The organism is Rathayibacter sp. AY2B3 (assembly GCF_002931755.1).
Lineage (GTDB): Bacteria > Actinomycetota > Actinomycetes > Actinomycetales > Microbacteriaceae > Rathayibacter.
Genome location: NZ_PSUG01000013.1, coordinates 19,487 through 38,482 on the forward strand (window position 1 = coordinate 19,487; position 18,996 = coordinate 38,482).

An 18,996-nucleotide genomic window follows, 5' to 3' on the forward strand; every position below is an offset into this window, starting at 1 on the left:
GAGGAGCCGACGTGGCCACCGTCCTGCTGTGCAGCACCCCCCTCTCCGGACACGCCGGACCGCTCCTGGCCATCGGGCGGCATCTGGCCGACGCCGGACACCGGGTGATCGCCCTCACCGGCTCCGGCTTCGCGGACGCGGCGCGGTCCGCCGGCCTCGAGTCCGTGCCGCTGCCGGGACGCGCCGACTTCGACGAGCGCGACGAAGCGGGGCTCCTGCCCGACCTGCACCGCTACCGCGGGCTCGCCCTCTCCCGCTACCAGGTGGAGCAGACCTTCGTCGCGACGATCCCCGATCAGTACCGCGGGGTGCGGGCGATCCTCGATCGCGAGCCCGTCGACGCGATCGTCGTCGACTCCTTCTTCGCCGGCGTCCTCCCGCTCCTCGAGGGCGAGCGCTCCGCGCGACCTCCGATCGTGGGCATCGGGATCGGCCCGCTCGTGCAGGTCAGCCGCGACGTCGCTCCGTTCAACACGGCGCTGCCGCCCTCCTCCACACCCCTCGGACGCCTGCGCAACACGGCTCTGAACCTGGTCGTCGCCCGGGTCCTCTTCGCCAGAACCCAGCGGCTCGCCGCCGCGATGGTCGCCGAGGCCTCGGGCGGGACTCTGCGCACCTTCGTCCTCGACCTCACCGCAGCCTTCGACCGCTTCGTGCAGCTGGGGCCGGCGGAGTTCGAGTACCCGCGGTCGGATCTCAGCGCGGACGTCGTCTTCGCCGGTCCCGTCCCGCCGACTCCGTCCGCCGCCGCCCTCCCCTCCTGGTGGAGCGACCTCGACGGCTCCCGCCCGGTCGTGCACGTCACGCAGGGCACCCTGGACAACCACGACTTCGGCAAGCTCGTCCGGCCGACGCTCGACGCGCTCGCGGAGGAGGACGTGCTCGTCGTCGTCAGCACCGGCCGCGCCCCGGTCGCCGGGCTCGGGCCGCTCCCTGCGAACGCGCGGGCGGCGGAGTTCCTCCCCTACGACCGGCTGCTGCCGCTCACGGCGGCCGTGGTCACCAACGGCGGCTTCGGCGGCACCCTCCTGGCCCTCCGCCACGGTGTGCCCCTCGTCGTGGCGGGCGCTGCGGAGGACAAGCCCGAGGTCGCGGCGCGCGTGGCCTACGTCGGCGCCGGCATCGACCTCCGCACCGGTCGTCCGAGCGCCGAGGCGCTGCGAGCGGCGGTGGCCCGGGTGCTGGGCGAACCGTCCTACCGCTCGCGCGCTCAGGCGATGGCGGCGGCGATCGCCCGCTACTCCCCCCTGGACGTCGTCGACGGAGTCCTGGCCGAGCTCCTCGAGGGCTGTTGACCTCAGGCCTGTAGGTCACTTCCTACGGCTAGTAGGCTGACCTCGTGCCCCGCCGCTCCCTCACCTCCTCCGCCGTGATCGCCCGTGCCGCCGCGATCGCCGATGCCGACGGCCTCACGGCCGTGACCCTGGCCGCGGTCGCCCGCTCACTGGACGTGCAGACGCCGAGCCTCTACACGCACGTCCGCGATCTCGCAGCCCTCCGCGACGGCATCACCGTCCTCGCCCTCGGCGAGCTCTCCGACCGCATCGCCGCTGCGATCGCCGGGCGCTCGGCCCGGGAGGCGCTCGACGGGTTCGCCAGCGCTCACCGCTCCTTCGCCCGCGAGCGGCCGGGCCTCTGGGAGTCGCTGCAGCGCACAGCGGGCCCGGACGCGGTCGCCGCCCCGGCCGCCCGTCGCGTCGTGCAGCTCACCGACGCGGTCCTCCTCGGCTACGCGATCCCCGCCGAGGACCGGGTGCACGCCGTCCGGGTCCTGGGCGCCGCGCTGAACGGCTTCCTCACCCTCGAGCGCCTGGGGAGCTTCGCCCACAGCAGCCCGCCCGCCGCGCAGTCGTGGGGCGAGCTCCTCGACTCTCTGCACTTCCTCCTCAGCCGCTGGACCCGCCGGAAGGACTCCCCCGCATGATCAGCACCCCCCTCACCGAGCGGTTCGTCCACGGCGCGATCGAGCTGGAAGCCGTGCCGCGAGGGGTCCGGCCGCACCGACTCCCCCGCCGGGCCCGCGAGCGCGACGCCGACGCGCAGCTCCTTCTGATGGAGGCGCAGCCCTCGGGCGTCCGGATCTCCTTCATCACCCGGGCCCGGCGGGTCGAGCTCGACGTGCACGCCACGCGCGTCGCCTACCGCGGGCTGCCCCGGCCTCGCGGCGCGATCGACGCACTGGTCGACGGCACGGTGGCCGCCTCGCAGGAGCTGACCGGAGGCGACGCGATCGAGCTCGACCTCGCGACCGGCGGCCGGGACCTGATCCCCGGGCTCCTCGACACCGTCGCGCTGGAGCTCCCCGACGGGCCGTCCCTCGTGGAGCTGCTGCTCCCGCACAACGAGGCGGTCGACCTCGTCGCTCTGCGCTCGGACGCACCGCTCGATCCGGCGCCGCTCACCGGCCCGGTCTGGCTGCACCACGGCAGCTCGATCAGTCAGGGCTCGAACGCGGCGCGGCCGTCCGGGATCTGGCCGGCCGTCACCGCCCGGGCGAGCGGCGCCCGCCTGGTGAACCTAGGCTTCGGCGGGAGCGCGCTCGCCGACCCCTTCACCGCGCGCCTGATGCGGGACACCCCGGCCGACCTGATCAGCGTCGCACTCGGCATCAACCTCGTGAACCTCGACGGCATGCGCCGCCGCACCCTCGGGCCCGCGGTGCACGGCTTCCTCGACACGATCCGCGAGGGCCACCCCGCCACGCCGCTCCTCCTGATCACTCCTGTGTTCTGCGGGATCCACGAGGACACCCCCGGACCGGGTGCCGTCGACCCCGCCTCCTTCGCGACGGGGGCGCCGCGCTTCACCGCGACGGGAGAGCCCGGCGACACCGCGACCGGACGGCTCACCCTGCGGGTGGTCCGCGAGGTGCTGGCCGAGGTCGTCGCGGTGCGCTCCGACGACCCGCTGCTGCGACTGCTCGACGGACTCGCGCTCTACGGAGCCGAGGACGCCGAGCGCCTTCCGCTCCCGGACGGTCTCCACCCGGACGCGGAGACGCACGAGCTGATCGGCCGCCGGTTCGCGGAGCTCGTCTTCGGGCAGGGCGGGGCGTTCGCAGCGCAGGGCTGAGCGGCCGCGGATCCGGCGGCGGCGAGGTCGAGGCCGATCGACGGAGCGCTGCGGCAGCAGCGCGGGGATGTTGACGTCGACACAGGCGCGTGGAAGCCTGATTTTTGCGTGAACATACGCGAAGTCCCCGGTGCAAAGGAGCACAGCATGACGTCTCGACCACGAACGGCCGCCGCAGCGGTGGCCGCGCTGCTCGTCGCAGCACTCCTGGGAACAGGAGCGCAGTCGGCCTCGGCCGCCGTGGCGACGGATCCGAACGACGGAGTGCCCCGCACCTCGACGCCCGTGACCTACACCGACTACCCGGCGGTCCAGGACCCGGGCAGCACCGCGGCCGGCTACTTCCAGCCCTCCTGGTACGACACCGACGGCCGCCACATCCAGGCGCACGGCGGCCAGATCGTCACCGTCGAGGAGGGCGGGCAGCAGGTCCAGTACTGGTACGGCGAGGACCGCACGAAGGGCTACTGGAACAGCCCCGGAGTCGCGGTCTACCGCTCCACCGACGGCCACAACTGGGAGAACGAGGGCACCGCGCTCCGCAGCGTCTCGGCTCCGGCCGACCTCGAGGCCCCCTACTTCGACGCGCTCTACGACACCGTCGACGACTCCGGAGCCCCTCGCGCCGACCGCATCGCGGAGCTCGACCACCACCTCGACACGACGCAGGCCTCGCCGAACACCGCCATCTTCGAGCGCCCCAAGGTCCTCTTCAACGAGAAGACCGGCAAGTGGGTCATGTGGTGGCACTCCGACGGCCGCACCACCCCGGGCGGCAGCACCTACGCGCGCTCGATGGCGGGAGTCGCCGTCTCGGACAGCCCGACCGGGCCCTTCACGCTCCAGGGCGTCTACCGCCTCTACAACCGCACGGACTACAAGGCCTGCACCACCTCCGCCGTGCCCGGGCAGGCGCGGGACATGACCGTCTTCCAGGACGATGACGGCACCGCGTACATCTCCTACTCCTCCGAGGAGAACTACTCGCTCTACGTGGCGAAGCTCGACGCCGACTACACCAACGTCGAGCGGACCACCACGACCGACACCCTCGACGCGGACCAGTACTCGGCGGACGGGACGTACCCCTACGTCTTCGCCGACGGTGCGGCCGGAGCACCGGTGCGCGGCACCGACTTCCAGATCGTCAAGGAGTGCGGACACCTCGAGGCGCCCGCGATCTTCGCCAACGGCGGCAAGTACTACACGATCGCCTCCGGGGCGACCGGCTGGGCGCCGAACCCGCAGACCTACTACACCGCCGACTCGATCCTCGGCGCGTGGACCCGCGGAGTCGAGAAGGGCGACGCGAACGAGAACGTCGCCTACAACGCGATCCCGGAGGGCGGCGACGGCCTGCTCTCGATCGGCGACTCCCGCAAGACGACCTTCGGCTCGCAGTCGACGAACGTCCTCACCCTCGCTCCCGGCAAGTACGTCTACATGGGCGACCGCTGGAACGAGGGGAAGTCGGACTCGACGTACGTCTGGCTCCCGATGACGGTCGGCGAGAACGGCCGCCTCGAGATGCGGAACCCGGCTCAGGAGGACCCGGCGCGCTGGGGATCCGGCTGGGACCTCTCCTACTGGGACGACAAGGGGGTCGGCGAGGGCGTCTGGTCGGTCGTGGACGCTCGACTGCCGAAGCAGGTCCGCCGCGGTGCCGACATCGCCGCCGCGCTCCCCTCGACGGTCTCGGTCTCGAGCAACGGCTCGACCCGCGACGTCGCCGTGACCTGGGCCGCCCCCGGCCCCGCCGAGCTCGGCACGGTGCAGGTGACGGGCACGCTCGCCGCCGACGCCGGATTCTCCTCCGGCCGCCGCTTCACCCGCACGATCGAGGTGGCCGAGCCGGGCATCGCGAACCTCGCTCCCGGAGCGTCCGTCGCGGTCTCGAGCCGCACGGACCTCGCCGGCGAGCTGATCGACGACGACGTGGCGGGCAAGGGCTGGGACGACTGGTCCTCGGCCGGCTACCCGCGCGACAGCCGCCTCTCCTTCTCCTGGGGCTCGGCGCAGAACCTCGACTCGGTGACGGTCACCACCTACAAGGACGGTGCGACCGCCACCTGGCCCTCGCGGATCGAGGTCGAGTACCAGGTGAACGGCGCGTGGACGACCTCCTCGGTCGCCACCACCCTCAGCCAGGTCGCGACCGGATCCGCACCGACGGCGATCCTCGACCTGTCCTCCCTGCCCGACACCACCGGCCTCCGCCTCCACCTCACCAGCGCGGCGAACACGTGGCAGTCGATCTCGGAGGTGCAGATCTGGGGCACCGCGCCGCCGACGAACCTCTGCCGCGTCCCCGGAGCCGCGGTCTCGGCGTCGTTCAGCCAGACGAAGTACGCGACCCTTCCCGCGAAGAACGCCTGCGACGGCAACGTGAGCACCCCCTGGTCGACCTGGACCGACGGCACCTTCGCCGGCAGCGCCGAGTTCACGCTGACGAACACCGAGGCGCACCGCGTCGCCGGGCTCACCTTCACCAACGCCGAGGGCACCCTGGCGTCGGTGAGCGTCGCCTACCGCGCCCAGGACGGCACGTGGAAGCCGACCACCGCGCAGAACATCGCTCCGGCGGCGAACGGCTCGCTGACCACGATCCCGTTCGCGGCGGTCTCGGCCACCGGCCTGAAGCTGACCTTCTCCACGCCGGGCTCGTTCCTCAAGATCGGCGAGATCGTCGTCCCCGAGGCGGCCGCGCCGGCGCTGACGGCGCCGGTGACCGTGACGTCCCGCTGCGTCGCCGGGAAGGCGGTGCTGACCGTCCTCGCGAAGAACGGCGGCACCGCTCCGATCGACGTCGCGATGACCTCGGCCTACGGCTCGAAGACGGTCACCGCGGTGGCTGCGGGCGCGAGCGGATCGGCCGCGTTCACCACCCGCCTGGCGAGCATGCCGGGCAGCCAGGTGACGGTGACCGCCACGGCGGGCTCCGAGACCCTCACGCAGACGGTGGCCTACCCGGCCCGCGTCTGCTGAGCACGCGGCGACCGGTCGACCGGTCGTGACGGAGGAGGGAGTGCCCGCGGGCGCTCCCTCCTCTGCATCTGCGGCGCATCATCCGGCGCGCAGGGCGAGTGCGGGCTCGATGCGCGCGGCCCGGAGGGCGGGGGCGACTGCCGAGACCGCGCCCGCTCCGATCCCCGCCACGACTCCCGCCGCGGCGCTGAGCGGGTCGAGCACCGGCGCCCAGCCCTGCGCGGCGCTGAGCACGGCGGTCGCGAGGACCCCCAGAGCCAGGCCCGAGACGGCGCCCGCGGCTCCGATCACCGTCCCCTCGGCGAGGAAGAGCGCCCTGATGTCGGACCGTGTCGCTCCGACGGCCCGCCGCAGCGCGATCTCGCGGGTGCGCGCCGAGACGGCGAGGAACATCGAGGTCGCACTCGTCAGGCAGACCAGCACGAGCAGGAGCAGCGACACGAGGAGGAGGTTCGCGGCGAGGTCGCTGCTCACGCCCCGGCTGAGCAGCCGCAGGTCGGCGACCGTCTGGACGACCGAGCGCTCGGGGTGGGCGGCGTCGACGGCGTCCGGATCGCGGCCTCCGGATCATCCGGGATCTCGGGCCCCGAGGCGTGCGGCTCCGCAGGATCGAACCGGTGTCCGTGCTCTTCCGAGCACCAAATCCATTCGGAGCGGGCCTCCTCCCATCGGGGGTCGGCCGAGGAGAGCATTCCTGCGTCGTGAAGGACGTCGTAGGCCGGCCCTGCGACCGCTCGGGCGGCGTCGCTCCCGGAAGAGCGTCCGAGATGGGGCAGGCGCTCGATCGACTCGTCGCAGGCATCCGTCGCCGCACCCCACCCCGGATCGGCGTCTCCTCGAGCGATGGACGCCTGGTTCGCCGCTTCCAACGGTGCATCCCCAGAGTCGTCGAAGCCGTACCCCAGCCTGGCCGCCCGCTCGGGGCTCCAGATGCCGAAGGACGTGTCGGGGCGGGGTGGGAGCGCCGTCAGGTCGACCTCCGCGGGCGGGAAGGAACGGCCGCTCGCCCGGAGGCACTCCCTGAAGAGGAGGTTGTTCGCCTGGTCGATCCGGTTCAGCGCCTTCTCGTCGAGGAAGTACGCGTCCATCGGCGTCCTGATCGACTCCGTCGCAGGGTCGAGGACCGCGTGGACGTCGGCGTAGGGGCCGAGGTCGAGATCGGGCGCCGGCGGAGGTCCACTCTGAGAAGCACACCCGGCGGTGAGGAATGCGGTCGCGCACGCGGCGATGATGGCCGCCCCGCGGAAGGACGGTCGGACGACGGCCATGGAACTCTTTTCAGGAGGCGCTGAGGATGTGTCGGATCTTACGCCCATACGGGGATGGCCGGGCCCGCTGGCGCGCTCCGCGGCGCTCCACCCGGAAGCGGGGGTGCAGAGCTCTTCGCGCTCCTGGTAGGAATCACATGCGGGCGCATCGCAGAGCCCGCAGAACTGGACCGTCCGTGACCCGCACCACCCGCGCTCTCGCCGCGTTCGTCCCGACGACGGCCCTCGTGCTCTCCGTGGTGTTCGCCTCCGCCGCACTCGCGCCCGAGGCGATGACCGCTCCGGAAGCGGCGTCGACCCCGACCGCGACCTCGCCCGCGGACGACACGGGGTCGACTGCGGACCCCTCCGTTCCCGGTGCGGGATCCGGCGCCTCCGACCGCCGCTCCTCGAGCCCCTCCTCCGCGGACCCCGTCGAGCCCGCGCAGCCGACGACAGGCTCCTCCCCCGCGGACCGGCCCACCGCAGACCTGCCCGCCGACTCCCCCTCCGCCACCGCGCCCGACGCCGCCGATCCGCTCACCGGCGAGGACTTGGCTCGCACCCCACCCCTGCTGCACGACCTCGACGGCGTGGACGTCGACGTCGACATCACCCCTCCCGCGCAGCCCGGCTCCCTCTCGCTCTCGGTCGCCGCCGACGCCGTCGACCTCGTCGAGGCCGGATCCACGGCTGTGCAGCGCCGATTCACCGGCGGGCTGCCCCAGGTCACCGTCACCGACTCGCGGAGCGGCTCCCCGACGGCCTGGTACGTCCTGGCCTCGGCGAGCGCCCTCACCAGTGCGAGCGCGTCGATCGGAGCAGACCACCTCGGCTGGACCCCGCGGGTCCTCACCGGCACCGGCGCCGCCGCCGGCGGGCCGGTCGCCTCGGCACTCGAGGGCGGCACGGGCCTGCGCGACGCGCTGCTGCTCGGAGCCGCCGGCGGAGCCGGCACCTGGAGCGCCGACGCCGAGCTGCGGCTGCTCGCCGAACCCGACGTGGAGCCGGGCTCCTACCACTCGACGATCACGCTGTCGCTGTTCGCCTAGGCGCCGGCCGGCGCATCGCCCGGGGACGACGCTCCGCGGTCACTCCTGAGCGACCGCGACCGCCACCACGAGCGCCGAGTGGACCGTGGGCTCCGAGACGGCGAAGTACCGGCTCGAGCCCTCGATCCACGCCTCCGTCGCGCCCTCCCGGGTGCGGAAGCGGATCGGCTCGTCGCTGGACGTCCCGCGCCCGTCGGCCTTCGCGACCGCCTGCGAGCGCAGATCGGCGAGCACCTGCTCCGCCGTCGTCACCCCGGAGGCCACCCGATCGCGGACGCTGCGGGCGCGCACCGCGTCGATCCCGATGTCGCGGCCGGTCGCCAGCGCCGCGACGACTGCGCCGTCGCAGTGCGCGATGCTGATCCGCATCCGCTCCAGCGCCGGATGCTCGCCGCGGAGCGCCGGCCGGCCGTGCGGACCGGAGCAGCGCTCGCAGCGCGCGTCCACCGCGACCTCGAGCGGGTCGATCCCGAGCGTCTCGGCAGCGAGCTCGCGCACGAGCACCCGGCCCAGGAGGAAGCTGTCGCGGACCTCACGCCGCCCCGTCGCCTCGTACCGGAGGCGCTCGGCGAGGGTGAGCAGGCGCAGCATCCGGTGGCGGGCGGAGTCGAGGACCTCGGGCCGCGCCCAGCGCAGCTGCACGTCGTCGGTGGCGAGGAGGGGGAGTCCGGTCATGCCCCGGACGCTACGCACGCCAGGCGACATCGGCGTGACGGGAGGGTGGCCGGAGGGAGACGGGCCGCTGTTGACTGGGAGGCGTGCAGACCTTCCTCCCCTACCCCGACTTCCACCGCAGCGTCCGCGCCCTCGACAGCAAGCGGCTCGGCAAGCAGCGCGTCGAGACGCTGCAGGTCATGCGGGCGCTGACCGTCCCGGGGTACGGCTGGCAGAACCACCCCGTCACGCGGATGTGGCGGGGCTACCGGCCGGCGCTGATGACCTACCAGCGCGAGACCTGCGCGGAGTGGACGGAGCGCGGCTTCGCCGACACGTGCCTCGTGAAGACCGAGGAGGCCCTCGCCGCCGCCCCGGAGGATCTCGCCGCCTACCTGACCGGTGACCACCCGCTCCCGCCGTGGTTCGGCGACGAGCGGCTGCACCTCTCGCACCGCTCCAAGCTCGTGACCAAGGACGAGGACCACTACGGCCCGCTGTTCCCCGGCACGCCGCCGGGCCTCGACTACCTCTGGCCCGTCGGCGCCTGAGCTCAGGCCGCGGGTGGGCGCAGGAACGGGATCGCGATGCGCGGCCGGAACACCTCGCGCTGGTTCGCCTTCACCAGTCCGCAGATGATCAGCACGAAGTGCACCAGCCAGAGCACGGCGAACAGCGTGATCGGGATGCCGATCGGGTAGAAGTCCTTCGCGAGCGGGGTGTCGGAGGCGGCGAAGAGCAGCACGACGTGCGCACCGAGCGTCACGACTCCGATCAGGATCACGGTCAGCCCCCAGTTCGCCGCGTTCCGCGCGTTCTCCGCGGCGAGCCCGCCCTTCCTCCGGGCGGAAGGGTACACGGACGCCATGACGATGCCGCCCACGATCAGGCTGAGGAACGGGATCCCGATGAACGCGAGGAAGCCGAGAGCGTACGAGAGGGCGCCCGTGGGCGGTGCGGGGACGACCTGCGGGGGCGCGACCGGAGCGGCCTCCGAGGTCGTCGCGTCGGCCGGTCGGGGGTCGGAGGAGGGGCTCGCCATGCCGACAGCCTAGGGAACGCCGTCGCCCGGGTGGCGGTCAGGGTCTTTTCAGGCCTCTGGCCGGGCCTTCGTCTTCGGGGGCTCTCGGGTTAGTCTGTCGAGGTTGACCTGCCGCACGGAGCGTGCAGGGCGTCGGCCGCGGTCGTCGCAGCATCCGGGGGGATTCGCGAAGGAGAAGGTTTGGCGTCCGACAGAAGGACCACCGGTGGTGTGGTCAAGGCGATCGTGGGCTTCCTGGGCATGAGCGTCGTGGCCGGAGTCCTCGTGACCGTCACCGTCACCCCCGCCGTGGCGCTCGCCGGAGTCGCCGCGAACCAGTCGATCGGCGTCTTCGACGGCCTGCCCGACTACCTCGAGGTCGACAAGCTCTCCGAGAAGAGCAACATCTACGCGACCGGCTCCGACGGATCCCCGCAGCTGCTCGCCTCCTTCTACGTCGAGAACCGCGTCGAGGTGCCGCTCGACCGAATCGCCCAGGCCGCCAAGGACGCCGCCGTCTCGGGCGAGGACCCCCGCTTCTACGACCACGGCGGAGTCGACCTCCCCGGCACTCTCCGCGCCGTCGCGCAGACCTACGTGCTCGGCAACGACGTGCAGGGCGGTTCCTCGATCACCCAGCAGTACGTGAAGAACGTGCTCGTCGAGAAGGCCGTCCGCAACATCTCGGACGACGCCGAGCGCGCGGCCGCGATCGACGAGGCCACCCGCACCTCCCCCGAGCGCAAGCTCCGCGAGATGAAGCTCGCCATCGGCCTCGAGAAGCAGTACACGAAGGACCAGATCCTCCAGGGCTACCTCAACATCGCGTTCTTCGGAGGCACCACCTACGGCCTCGAGACCGCCGCGAACTACTACTACGCGACCTCGGCCGCGGATCTCTCGATCGCTCAGGCCGCGAGCCTCATCGCGATCGTCAACAACCCGGCCGTCCTGCGGATCGACCAGCCCGACAATCCGGACAACGGCGCCGCGAACGGCTACGCCCGCAACAAGGACCGCCGCGACTACATCATCGGCAAGATGCTCGAGGAGGGGAAGATCTCGCAGGAGGACCACGACGCCGCCGTGGCCACTCCGATCGAGCCCCGCATCACCCAGCCCAGCACCGGCTGCTCGACCGCGGGCAACGCCGGCTTCTTCTGCGACTACGTCACCAACGTCCTGAAGAACAACGAGATCTTCGGCGCCGACGAGGACACCCGCTGGACCAACTTCCGCCGCGGCGGCCTCGACGTCTACACGACGCTCGACGTCGGCCTGCAGGACGCGGCCGTCGCCGCCGTCGACGCGCAGGTCCCGCAGACCTGGAACTTCGACGTCGGGGCCGTCTCGGTCAGCGTCGAGGTCGGATCCGGGCGCGTGCTCGCGATGACCCAGAACAAGAAGTACTCGCAGGATCCGGACGTCCTCACGACCGACCCGTCCTACAGCGCCGTGAACTACAGCACCGATCAGGCCAACGGCGGATCCTCCGGGATCCAGCCGGGCTCGACCTACAAGCTCTTCACCCTCGTGGAGTGGCTGAAGGAGGGCCACAGCATCAACGAGTCGGTCGACGGCACCCGCAAATCCACCTGGGGCACCTTCACGGACTCCTGCGTCGCCGGCGGCACCGACACGAGCAACGAGACGAGCGCCAAGAACGACGAGGGCGGCACGGGCGAGGTCGGCACCCCGGTGTCCTTCACCAAGACCTCCCTCAACACCGGCTTCGTCGGCATGGCCCGTGAGCTCGACCTGTGCGGCATCCGCGACACCGCGGTCGACATGGGCGTGAAGCAGGGCAGCGGCGAGGAGCTCGAGCACAACCCGTCGTCGGTGCTCGGCACCAACTACGTCTCGCCCCTCTCGATGGCCGGCGCCTTCGCCACCATCGCCTCCGGCGGCACGACCTGCGACCCCGTCGCGATCGACCGCATCACCGACTCGGCCGGAGCCGACCAGCCGGTGCCCCCGGCGAACTGCCGCCAGTCGATCGACCGCAACGTGGCCGCCACCGCGGCCGTCGCCCTGCAGGCGACCTTCACCGGCGGAGGGACGGCCGTGGCCTCCCGCACCGGCGACGGGGTGCCGCTGATCGGCAAGACCGGCACCACCGACGACGCGAAGGCCACCTGGATGACCGGAGCGAGCACCCGCGTCGCGACCGCCGTCGGCGTGTTCAACGTGAAAGGCGACGCGAACCTGCGCCTCGGCCGCTACTCCTTCGACTCCGGATCCGCCGCCACCGCGCGCCACCGCATCTGGCCGGTCGTGATGCGCGCCGCCGACGCGAGGTACGGCGGCACCGACTTCCCGGAGGCCGACGGCTCGCTGCAGGTCGTCCCGAAGGTGGACATCCCGGACGTCGTCGGGCTCTCCTCCGCCGACGCCGAGGCCAAGCTCGAGGCGGCCGGCTTCGGCGTCGTCCAGGGCGGCACGGAGGCGAGCGACGCAGCGGTCGGGACGGTCACCCGCGCCGACCCGTCGGGCTCGGCCCCCCGGGGCACCGCGATCACCGTGTTCACCAGCTCCGGCGACCAGAAGATCGTGCCGAACGTGACGGGCCAGGATCTGGAGGCCGCGAAGAACGCCTTCGGCGCCGCCGGCTTCACGAAGATCACGCTCGCCTGCGCCGAGGACCCGAAGGCGCCCGACGCCGGCCAGGTCACCGGGCAGGAGCCGGCCGGCGGCTCCCCCGTCGCTCCGGACGCCACGCTGAAGGTGACGATCACCGCGAAGAAGTGCCCCTGACCGGCGCCTGACGGCTCGCGAGAACGCGTCCGGCCCACGAGGATCCTCGGATCCCGCGGGCCGGACGCGTTCTCGTCGGACGGCGGCGTCGGAGCCGGGGGCTACTGCCCGCGGCCCCGGATCGCGCCGACGATCGCGACGGTCGCGAAGTAGACGATGAGGGCCAGCACGCCGAACGAGGCGAGCGCCCCGCTGGCCTCGGCCCAGGGCCGCCGCTCGTCCGTCATCGTGCCGGGCATGACGATGTCGAGGGCGAACATGCCCACCGCCAGGGCGAAGCAGACCAGGCTCAGCACGAGCAGCGCCCGGACCGCCTTGCCCACGGGGTCGTAGTAGCGCGGGTTCGACATCGTGCCTCCGGTTCTCGTGCTCTCGTGTCTATCCCGCCCGGACCGCTGTGGCAAGCCGTGGGGATGCGAAGACCCCCGTCCCTCCCCCGCCGCGGGCGCTGCTCGCGGGAGGAGGAGGGACGGGGGTCCGAGCGGGACCGGCTACGCGGCCAGCGGGAGTGCGGCGGCCGAGGTCACCAGCAGCTCGCCGCCGACGGCGTCGACGCGGACCGCGCCTCCGTCGGAGACCTCGCCACTGACGAACAGGTCGGCGATCCGGTCGTCGATGGAGCGCTGCACGAGCCGGCGCAGGGGCCGGGCACCGTACTGCGGCTCGTAGCCGTTCTCGGCGAGCCAGTCGACGGCCGCCTCCGTCACCTCGAGCGTCACCTCGCGGGGGGCGAGGCGGGAGCGCGTGGTGTCGAGGACGATGCCGACGATCTCCCGCAGCTGCTCGCGGCCGAGGCGGCGGAACAGGACGATCTCGTCGATCCGGTTGAGGAACTCGGGCCGCATCGCCTCGCGGAGACGGCCCATGACGCGGTCGCGCAGGTCCTTCTCCGAGGCGAAGCCATCGGCCGACGCGTCGCTGTGAGCGACGAAGCCGAGCGCACCCGACCGCGAGGCCAGGAACTCCGACCCGAGGTTCGAGGTCATGATGATCACCGTGTTGCGGAAATCGACCGTCCGGCCCTGGCCGTCGGTCAGGCGTCCATCATCGAGCACCTGCAGCAGCAGGTTGAACACATCGGGGTGCGCCTTCTCGATCTCGTCGAAGAGGACCACCGAGTACGGGTTCCGGCGCACGCGCTCGGTCAGCTGACCGGCCTCGTCGTAGCCGACGTACCCGGGAGGGGCGCCGACCAGCCGCGAGACCGTGTGACGCTCGCCGAACTCGCTCATGTCGAAGCGGATCACCGACTGCTCATCGGCGAAGAGCGAGCCCGCGAGGGTGCGCGCCAGCTCCGTCTTGCCGACACCGGTCGGGCCGAGGAACAGGAACGAGCCGACGGGACGTGAGGAGTCGCCGAGGCCGGTGCGGCTGCGGCGGACGGCCCGGGCGACCGCGGTGACCGCGTCGTCCTGGCCGATGACCCGCTGGTGCAGCTCGGTCTCGAGGTGCGCGAGGCGCTCGCGCTCCCCCTCCGTGAGCCGCGACACCGGGATGCCGGTGGCGCGGGCGATGACGGCCGCGATCTCGGTCTCGCCGACCACCGCCTCCGCGGGGGCGCTGCCGGTGGCCGCGTCGAGCTCCGCCTGCACGGCGGTGATCTCGTCGCGGACGCGGGACGCCTCCTCGTAGTGCTCGGCCGAGACGGCCGCGTTCTTGTCGGCCTCCAGGGTCGCCAGACGCTCGAGCAGAGCGCCGGTGTCGACGCCCGCTCCCAGGCGGAGGCGGAGGCGCGCGCCGGCCTGGTCGATCAGGTCGATCGCCTTGTCCGGCAGCACGCGGTCGGTGAGGTACCGGGCCGAGAGCTCGACCGAGGCGCGCAGGGCGTCGTCCGTGAAGCGCACGCGGTGGTGCTCCTCGTAGGCGGGGCGCAGACCGTGCAGGATGGCGATCGCGTCCTCGATGCCGGGCTCCCCGACGCGGACCGGCTGGAAGCGCCGCTCCAGTGCCGGGTCCTTCTCGATGGTGCGGTACTCCTTGAGCGTGGTGGCGCCGACCAGGTGCAGCTCGCCCCGGGCCAGACGCGGCTTGAGGATGTTGCCCGCGTCCATGCCGCCCTCGCCGCCTCCGCCCGCACCGACGACGGTGTGGACCTCGTCGATGAAGACGATCAGCTCGCCGGCGTGCGCCGCGATCTCGTCCATGGTGCCGGTGAGGCGCTCCTCGAAGTCACCGCGGTAGCGGGTGCCGGCCAGCATGCCGGGGAGGTCGAGCGAGATCACGCGCTTGCCGCGCAGCTGCTCGGGGACCTCTCCCGAGACGATCGCGCGGGCCAGGCCCTCGACGATCGCGGTCTTGCCGACGCCGGCCTCGCCGACGAGCACCGGGTTGTTCTTGGTGCGGCGGCTGAGGATCTCGACAGTCTGCTCGATCTCGTCGGTGCGCCCGATGACCGGGTCGAGCCGGCCCTCGCGGGCGAGAGCAGTGAGGTCGGTGCCGAACCTGTCGAGCATCGGGGTGTCGGAAGAGGGCTCCCCCGCCTCCTGCTGCTGCGGGGCCTCGGCCTCGCGCATGCCCTGGGTGAGGGCCTCGGCGGTGACGCCGGCCCGGGCGAGGACCTGCCCGGCGGGGGCGTCCTGGCCGAGCACGAGCGCGAAGAAGAGGTGCTCGGGCTCGATGTAGGTCGAGCCGCTGGAGCGGGCGACCTGGTAGGCGTGGAACAGCGCGCGCTGCGCGCTGGGGGTGATGGTGGCCGCGTTCTGCGAGGCGTGGGCCTCGTCGGCCTGCGGGAGGCGCGCCTCCGCGGCGGTGGCGATGGCGGCGGGGTCGACGCCGATGCGGCGCACGGCCTGCGAGACGGTCTCGTCGTCGATGAGCACGCGGAGCACGTGCAGGGCGTCGAGCTCGGTCTGGCCGCGCTCGAGGGCGAAGCGTCCTGCGGACTGCAGGATGTCGCGGGTACGGGCGGTGAGGAATCGGCTGAGGTCGATCGACCGCGCCGCGCGGGCGCGCTCACCGTCGAGGTAGCGGGCGAGGAAGTCGTCGAACGAGCTCGCTCCGGCCTCGCTGTAGTTGTCGGGCACCTGTCCTCCTGAGGAAGTTGAGTCGGTTACGCTCAAGTTCAACGCAGGGGTGCCGTTCCTATTCCCGGACCAGGCTCACGTCCGCGAGATGCCACCTGTGGCGCTCCGGGACGGCGTGTCGCCCGTACAGGTGGCATCTCGCGGGGCGCACGAGAAGGAGGCACGCGCCCTCGCGGGTGCGTGCCTCCTCTGCGCCGACGCGCATTTCCTCCGGGGTGGGAGCTCTAGGGGACGAGGTAGCCCGCCGCGCGGAACAGCTCGTACCACTCCGGCCGCGTGAGCGGCAGATCGGAGCCGAGGGCCGCATCGCGCACGCGCTGCTCGGTGGTCGTGCCGAGCACGACCTGCATGCCCGCCGGGTGGCGGGTGATCCAGGCGGTGGCCACCGCGATCGCCGGGACGTCGTACTTCGCGGCAAGCCGGTCGATCGCGGCGTTCAGCTCGGGGTACGCCGGGTTGTCGAGGAACACGCCCGTGAAGAACCCGGCCTGGAAGGGCGACCACGCCTGCACGGTGATGTCGTTCAGGCGGCAGTAGTCGAGGATGCCGGCGTCGCGCATGACGGACTGGTCTTCGCCGACCATGTTCGAGGCGACGCCCTGCGCGATCAGCGGCGCGTGGGTGATCGAGAGCTGCAGCTGGTTCGCCACGATCGGCTGGTTCAGCGACTTCTTCAGCAGCTCGATCTGGTACGGCGTCTGGTTGGAGACGCCGAAGTGCTTCACCTTGCCGGACGCGTGCAGCTCGTCGAACGCACGCGCCACCTCGTCGGGCTCGACGAGCGCGTCGGGCCGGTGCAGGAGGAGGACGTCGATGTAGTCGGTCCGCAGCGCCTTCAGCGAGCCCTCGACCGAGGCGATCAGGTGCTCGTAGGAGAAGTCGAAGTACGGGCCGTCGCCGACGATGCCCGCCTTGGTCTGCAGCACGATCTGCTCGCGCTCGGAGGAGGTCAGCGCCATCGCCTCGGCGAAGCGCTCCTCGCACTGGTGCAGCATCTTGCCGTAGACGTCGGCGTGGTCGAAGAAGTCGATGCCGGAGTCGCGTGCGGCGCCGACGAGACCACGGATCGCCTCGTCGGTCATGTCGGGGATGCGCATGAGGCCGAGGACGACGTTCGGGGAGTCGAGACCGGAGGTGCCGAGGGGGACGTGCTTCAAGGGAGTGCTCCTTCGTTGGATACCTCGTCCACGGTAGGCGCCCCGCCTGGGCGCCGTCCAACAGGGGGTCGGGGTTGCATTCATCCGGCGGAGTGGTCACTGGTCCGCGTGCGCGATCGAGGACGGGACGACCTGGCGGTGCGCTGAGCGCCCGGATCCGTCTCTCATCCTCGGTTGCGTACCTTGTCGGCCCGAGCCCGCAGTGGAAGGCTTCCGGCATGACGATCGAGGTGCGCCCCGCGACCGTCTTCGACGAGGTCGCGACGATGGTCGGCCCGAAGAAGCCCGACTCGAACGTGTGCTGGTGCCTGAGCTACCGCCTCCTCTCGTCGAAGGAGAACCGCGAGCTGAAGGGGCCGGCGCGCGGGGACCGGGTGCGCGAGCTCGTGGCGGAGGACCCGCCTCCGGGCGTCGTCGCGTACGACGGCGACGAGGTGGTCGGCTGGGCGGCGGTGCACCCCCGGGCCGATACGAGCTTCGCGACGAACCGGCGCATCCCGCACGTGGACGGCCTCGACGTGTGGAGCGTGTGGTGCCTCCGCGTGCGGCCCGGCTTCCGCGGGCGCGGCATCTCGCATCCGCTGCTCCAGGGCGCCGTCGAGTTCGCCCGAGCCCACGGGGCCCCGGCGATCGAGGGCTACCCGGTCGACAACGCCGGCGCGGAGGTCGACCCGACGATGGCGTACGTCGGCACGCGCTCGCTGTTCGAGCGCGCGGGCTTCGAGAAGGCCGCGGACACGACCTCGGTGCTGAACGGCTTCCCGCGCGTGCTGATGCGGCTCGCCCTCTGACAGCGCCCACGACAGCCGCTCCGGCCCAGCTCCTGCGTCCGGTTCAGCTTCGGTGAGACCCTGCCGTGCCGCCCGAGGCGCCGCCGGCAGTACGGCGTCTCGCCGACGGGGCGGTGTCTCGCCGGGTGCGGCGTCTCGGCGCCCGACCGCCGCCCGGAGACGAGGAACGGCCCCTCACCCGCGAGGGGAGGGGCCGTTCGCCGTGGAGGCCGGGACGTGGTGTCGACGCCTAGAAGTCCCAGTCCTCGTCCTCGGTGTTCACGGCCTTGCCGATCACGTAGGAGGAGCCGGAGCCCGAGAAGAAGTCGTGGTTCTCGTCCGCGTTGGGCGAGAGGGCCGACAGGATCGCGGGGTTCACATCGGTGACCTGCTTGGGGAACATCGGCTCGTAGCCGAGGTTCATCAGCGCCTTGTTGGCGTTGTAGTGCAGGAACTTCTTGACGTCCTCGGTCAGGCCGAGCTGGTCGTAGAGGTCCTGCGTGTACTGCGCCTCGTTGTCGTAGAGCTCGTAGAGCAGCGAGAACGTGTAGTCCTTGATCTCGTCGCGCTTGGCCTGGTCGACCCGCTCGAGTCCCTTCTGGAACTTGTAGCCGATGTAGTAGCCGTGCACGGCCTCGTCGCGGATGATCAGGCGCACGAGGTCGGCCGTGTTGGTGAGCTTGGCGCGCGAGGACCAGTACATCGGCAGGTAGAAGCCCGAGTAGAAGAGGAACGACTCCAGCAGCGTGGAGGCGACCTTCCGCTTCAGCGGGTCGTCGCCGCGGTAGTAGTCCATCACGATGGACGCCTTCTTCTGCAGGTTCGGGTTCTCCATCGACCAGCGGAAGGCCTCGTCGATGTCCTGGGTGTTCGACAGGGTCGAGAACACCGAGGAGTACGACTTGGCGTGGACCGATTCCATGAACGCGATGTTCGTGTAGACGGCCTCCTCGTGAGGCGTGATCGCGTCCGGGATCAGCGAGACGGCGCCGACGGTGCCCTGCACGGTGTCGAGCAGGGTGAGGCCGGTGAACACGCGCATCGTGAGCTGCTGCTCCTGGTGCGTGAGCGTGTTCCACGACTGGATGTCGTTCGACAGCGGGACCTTCTCGGGCAGCCAGAAGTTGCTCGTGAGGCGGTTCCACACCTCGACGTCCTTGTCGTCCTGGATCCGGTTCCAGTTGATCGCCTGGACGGAGTCGACGAGCTTGAGCTTCTCGGGGGGAGTCATGATTCCTTCTCGCTGCTGCGGATGGGTCGT

General features: G+C 71.8%; 16 protein-coding genes. 8 read left to right on the forward strand and 8 right to left on the reverse strand.

Annotated features, from left to right (window positions below; genetic code table 11):
• Positions 1-11: 11 nt before the first annotated feature.
• The 4 genes from C5C24_RS06090 (at position 12) to C5C24_RS06105 (ending at position 6,057) form a co-directional block, all read left to right on the forward strand.
• On the forward strand, positions 12-1,295 hold the full coding sequence (locus C5C24_RS06090; protein WP_104304545.1) for a glycosyltransferase: 1,284 nt from the start codon (positions 12-14) through the stop codon (positions 1,293-1,295).
• A gap of 44 nt (positions 1,296-1,339) precedes the next feature.
• Positions 1,340-1,924, forward strand: a complete 585-nt coding sequence (locus C5C24_RS06095) for a TetR-like C-terminal domain-containing protein (RefSeq protein WP_104304546.1) — start codon at positions 1,340-1,342, stop codon at positions 1,922-1,924.
• A complete protein-coding gene (locus C5C24_RS06100; protein ID WP_104304547.1) occupies positions 1,921-3,072 on the forward strand; it encodes a GDSL-type esterase/lipase family protein in 1,152 nt (383 codons plus the stop codon). Before C5C24_RS06095 ends, C5C24_RS06100 begins: the two co-directional genes overlap by 4 nt.
• 147 nt (positions 3,073-3,219) lie before the next feature.
• A complete protein-coding gene (locus tag C5C24_RS06105) occupies positions 3,220-6,057 on the forward strand; it encodes a discoidin domain-containing protein (RefSeq protein WP_104304548.1) in 2,838 nt (945 codons plus the stop codon).
• 78 nt (positions 6,058-6,135) lie between these two features.
• Here C5C24_RS06105 and C5C24_RS06110 read toward each other — a convergent pair whose 3' ends face one another.
• Together C5C24_RS06110 and C5C24_RS06115 are read right to left on the reverse strand one after the other, a co-directional pair.
• Positions 6,136-6,531 carry an ABC transporter permease gene (locus C5C24_RS06110; RefSeq protein ID WP_181135489.1) on the reverse strand — a complete coding sequence of 132 codons (396 nt, stop codon included), beginning with the start codon at positions 6,529-6,531 and terminating at the stop codon, positions 6,136-6,138.
• Positions 6,528-7,325: a hypothetical protein gene (locus C5C24_RS06115; RefSeq protein WP_104304550.1), complete on the reverse strand. Its 798-nt coding sequence runs from the start codon at positions 7,323-7,325 to the stop codon at positions 6,528-6,530. The genes C5C24_RS06110 and C5C24_RS06115 overlap by 4 nt, the downstream gene beginning before the upstream one ends.
• A gap of 176 nt (positions 7,326-7,501) precedes the next feature.
• Between C5C24_RS06115 and C5C24_RS06120 the strand changes: the two genes are divergently transcribed.
• A complete protein-coding gene (locus C5C24_RS06120; RefSeq protein WP_104304551.1) occupies positions 7,502-8,356 on the forward strand; it encodes a hypothetical protein in 855 nt (284 codons plus the stop codon).
• A gap of 39 nt (positions 8,357-8,395) precedes the next feature.
• Here C5C24_RS06120 and C5C24_RS06125 read toward each other — a convergent pair whose 3' ends face one another.
• Entirely contained in the window at positions 8,396-9,031 is a 636-nt protein-coding gene (locus C5C24_RS06125) for a 4'-phosphopantetheinyl transferase superfamily protein (RefSeq protein WP_104281756.1), read from the reverse strand.
• 83 nt (positions 9,032-9,114) lie between these two features.
• Between C5C24_RS06125 and C5C24_RS06130 the strand changes: the two genes are divergently transcribed.
• On the forward strand, positions 9,115-9,561 hold the full coding sequence (locus C5C24_RS06130; RefSeq protein ID WP_104281757.1) for an MSMEG_6728 family protein: 447 nt from the start codon (positions 9,115-9,117) through the stop codon (positions 9,559-9,561).
• A 2-nt stretch (positions 9,562-9,563) separates the two neighbouring features.
• Here the strand turns inward: C5C24_RS06130 and C5C24_RS06135 are convergent, their stop codons facing one another.
• Positions 9,564-10,052, reverse strand: coding sequence for a DUF4870 domain-containing protein (locus C5C24_RS06135; protein WP_104281758.1), 489 nt, complete (start codon positions 10,050-10,052; stop codon positions 9,564-9,566).
• Positions 10,053-10,232: 180 nt separating this feature from the next.
• On the opposite strand from C5C24_RS06135, the gene C5C24_RS06140 reads away from it, so the two are divergent.
• On the forward strand, positions 10,233-12,785 hold the full coding sequence (locus C5C24_RS06140; protein WP_258065062.1) for a transglycosylase domain-containing protein: 2,553 nt from the start codon (positions 10,233-10,235) through the stop codon (positions 12,783-12,785).
• 101 nt (positions 12,786-12,886) lie between these two features.
• Here the strand turns inward: C5C24_RS06140 and C5C24_RS06145 are convergent, their stop codons facing one another.
• From C5C24_RS06145 to C5C24_RS06155, 3 genes are all read right to left on the reverse strand, one after another.
• Entirely contained in the window at positions 12,887-13,135 is a 249-nt protein-coding gene (locus C5C24_RS06145; RefSeq protein ID WP_104224361.1) for a hypothetical protein, read from the reverse strand.
• Between the two features lie 141 nt (positions 13,136-13,276).
• Entirely contained in the window at positions 13,277-15,808 is a 2,532-nt protein-coding gene (locus tag C5C24_RS06150) for an ATP-dependent Clp protease ATP-binding subunit (RefSeq protein WP_104304552.1), read from the reverse strand.
• A gap of 224 nt (positions 15,809-16,032) precedes the next feature.
• Complete coding sequence (locus C5C24_RS06155; RefSeq protein WP_258065063.1) at positions 16,033-16,965, reverse strand: aldo/keto reductase family oxidoreductase; 933 nt, start codon at positions 16,963-16,965, stop codon at positions 16,033-16,035.
• 218 nt (positions 16,966-17,183) lie between these two features.
• On the opposite strand from C5C24_RS06155, the gene C5C24_RS06160 reads away from it, so the two are divergent.
• Positions 17,184-17,756 (forward strand): GNAT family N-acetyltransferase, encoded by a 573-nt coding sequence (locus tag C5C24_RS06160; protein ID WP_104273423.1) that lies wholly within the window; start codon positions 17,184-17,186, stop codon positions 17,754-17,756.
• A gap of 229 nt (positions 17,757-17,985) precedes the next feature.
• On the opposite strand, the gene nrdF is transcribed toward C5C24_RS06160, so the two are convergent.
• Positions 17,986-18,966, reverse strand: coding sequence for a class 1b ribonucleoside-diphosphate reductase subunit beta (gene nrdF, locus C5C24_RS06165; protein ID WP_104224358.1), 981 nt, complete (start codon positions 18,964-18,966; stop codon positions 17,986-17,988).
• Positions 18,967-18,996: the final 30 nt, after the last annotated feature.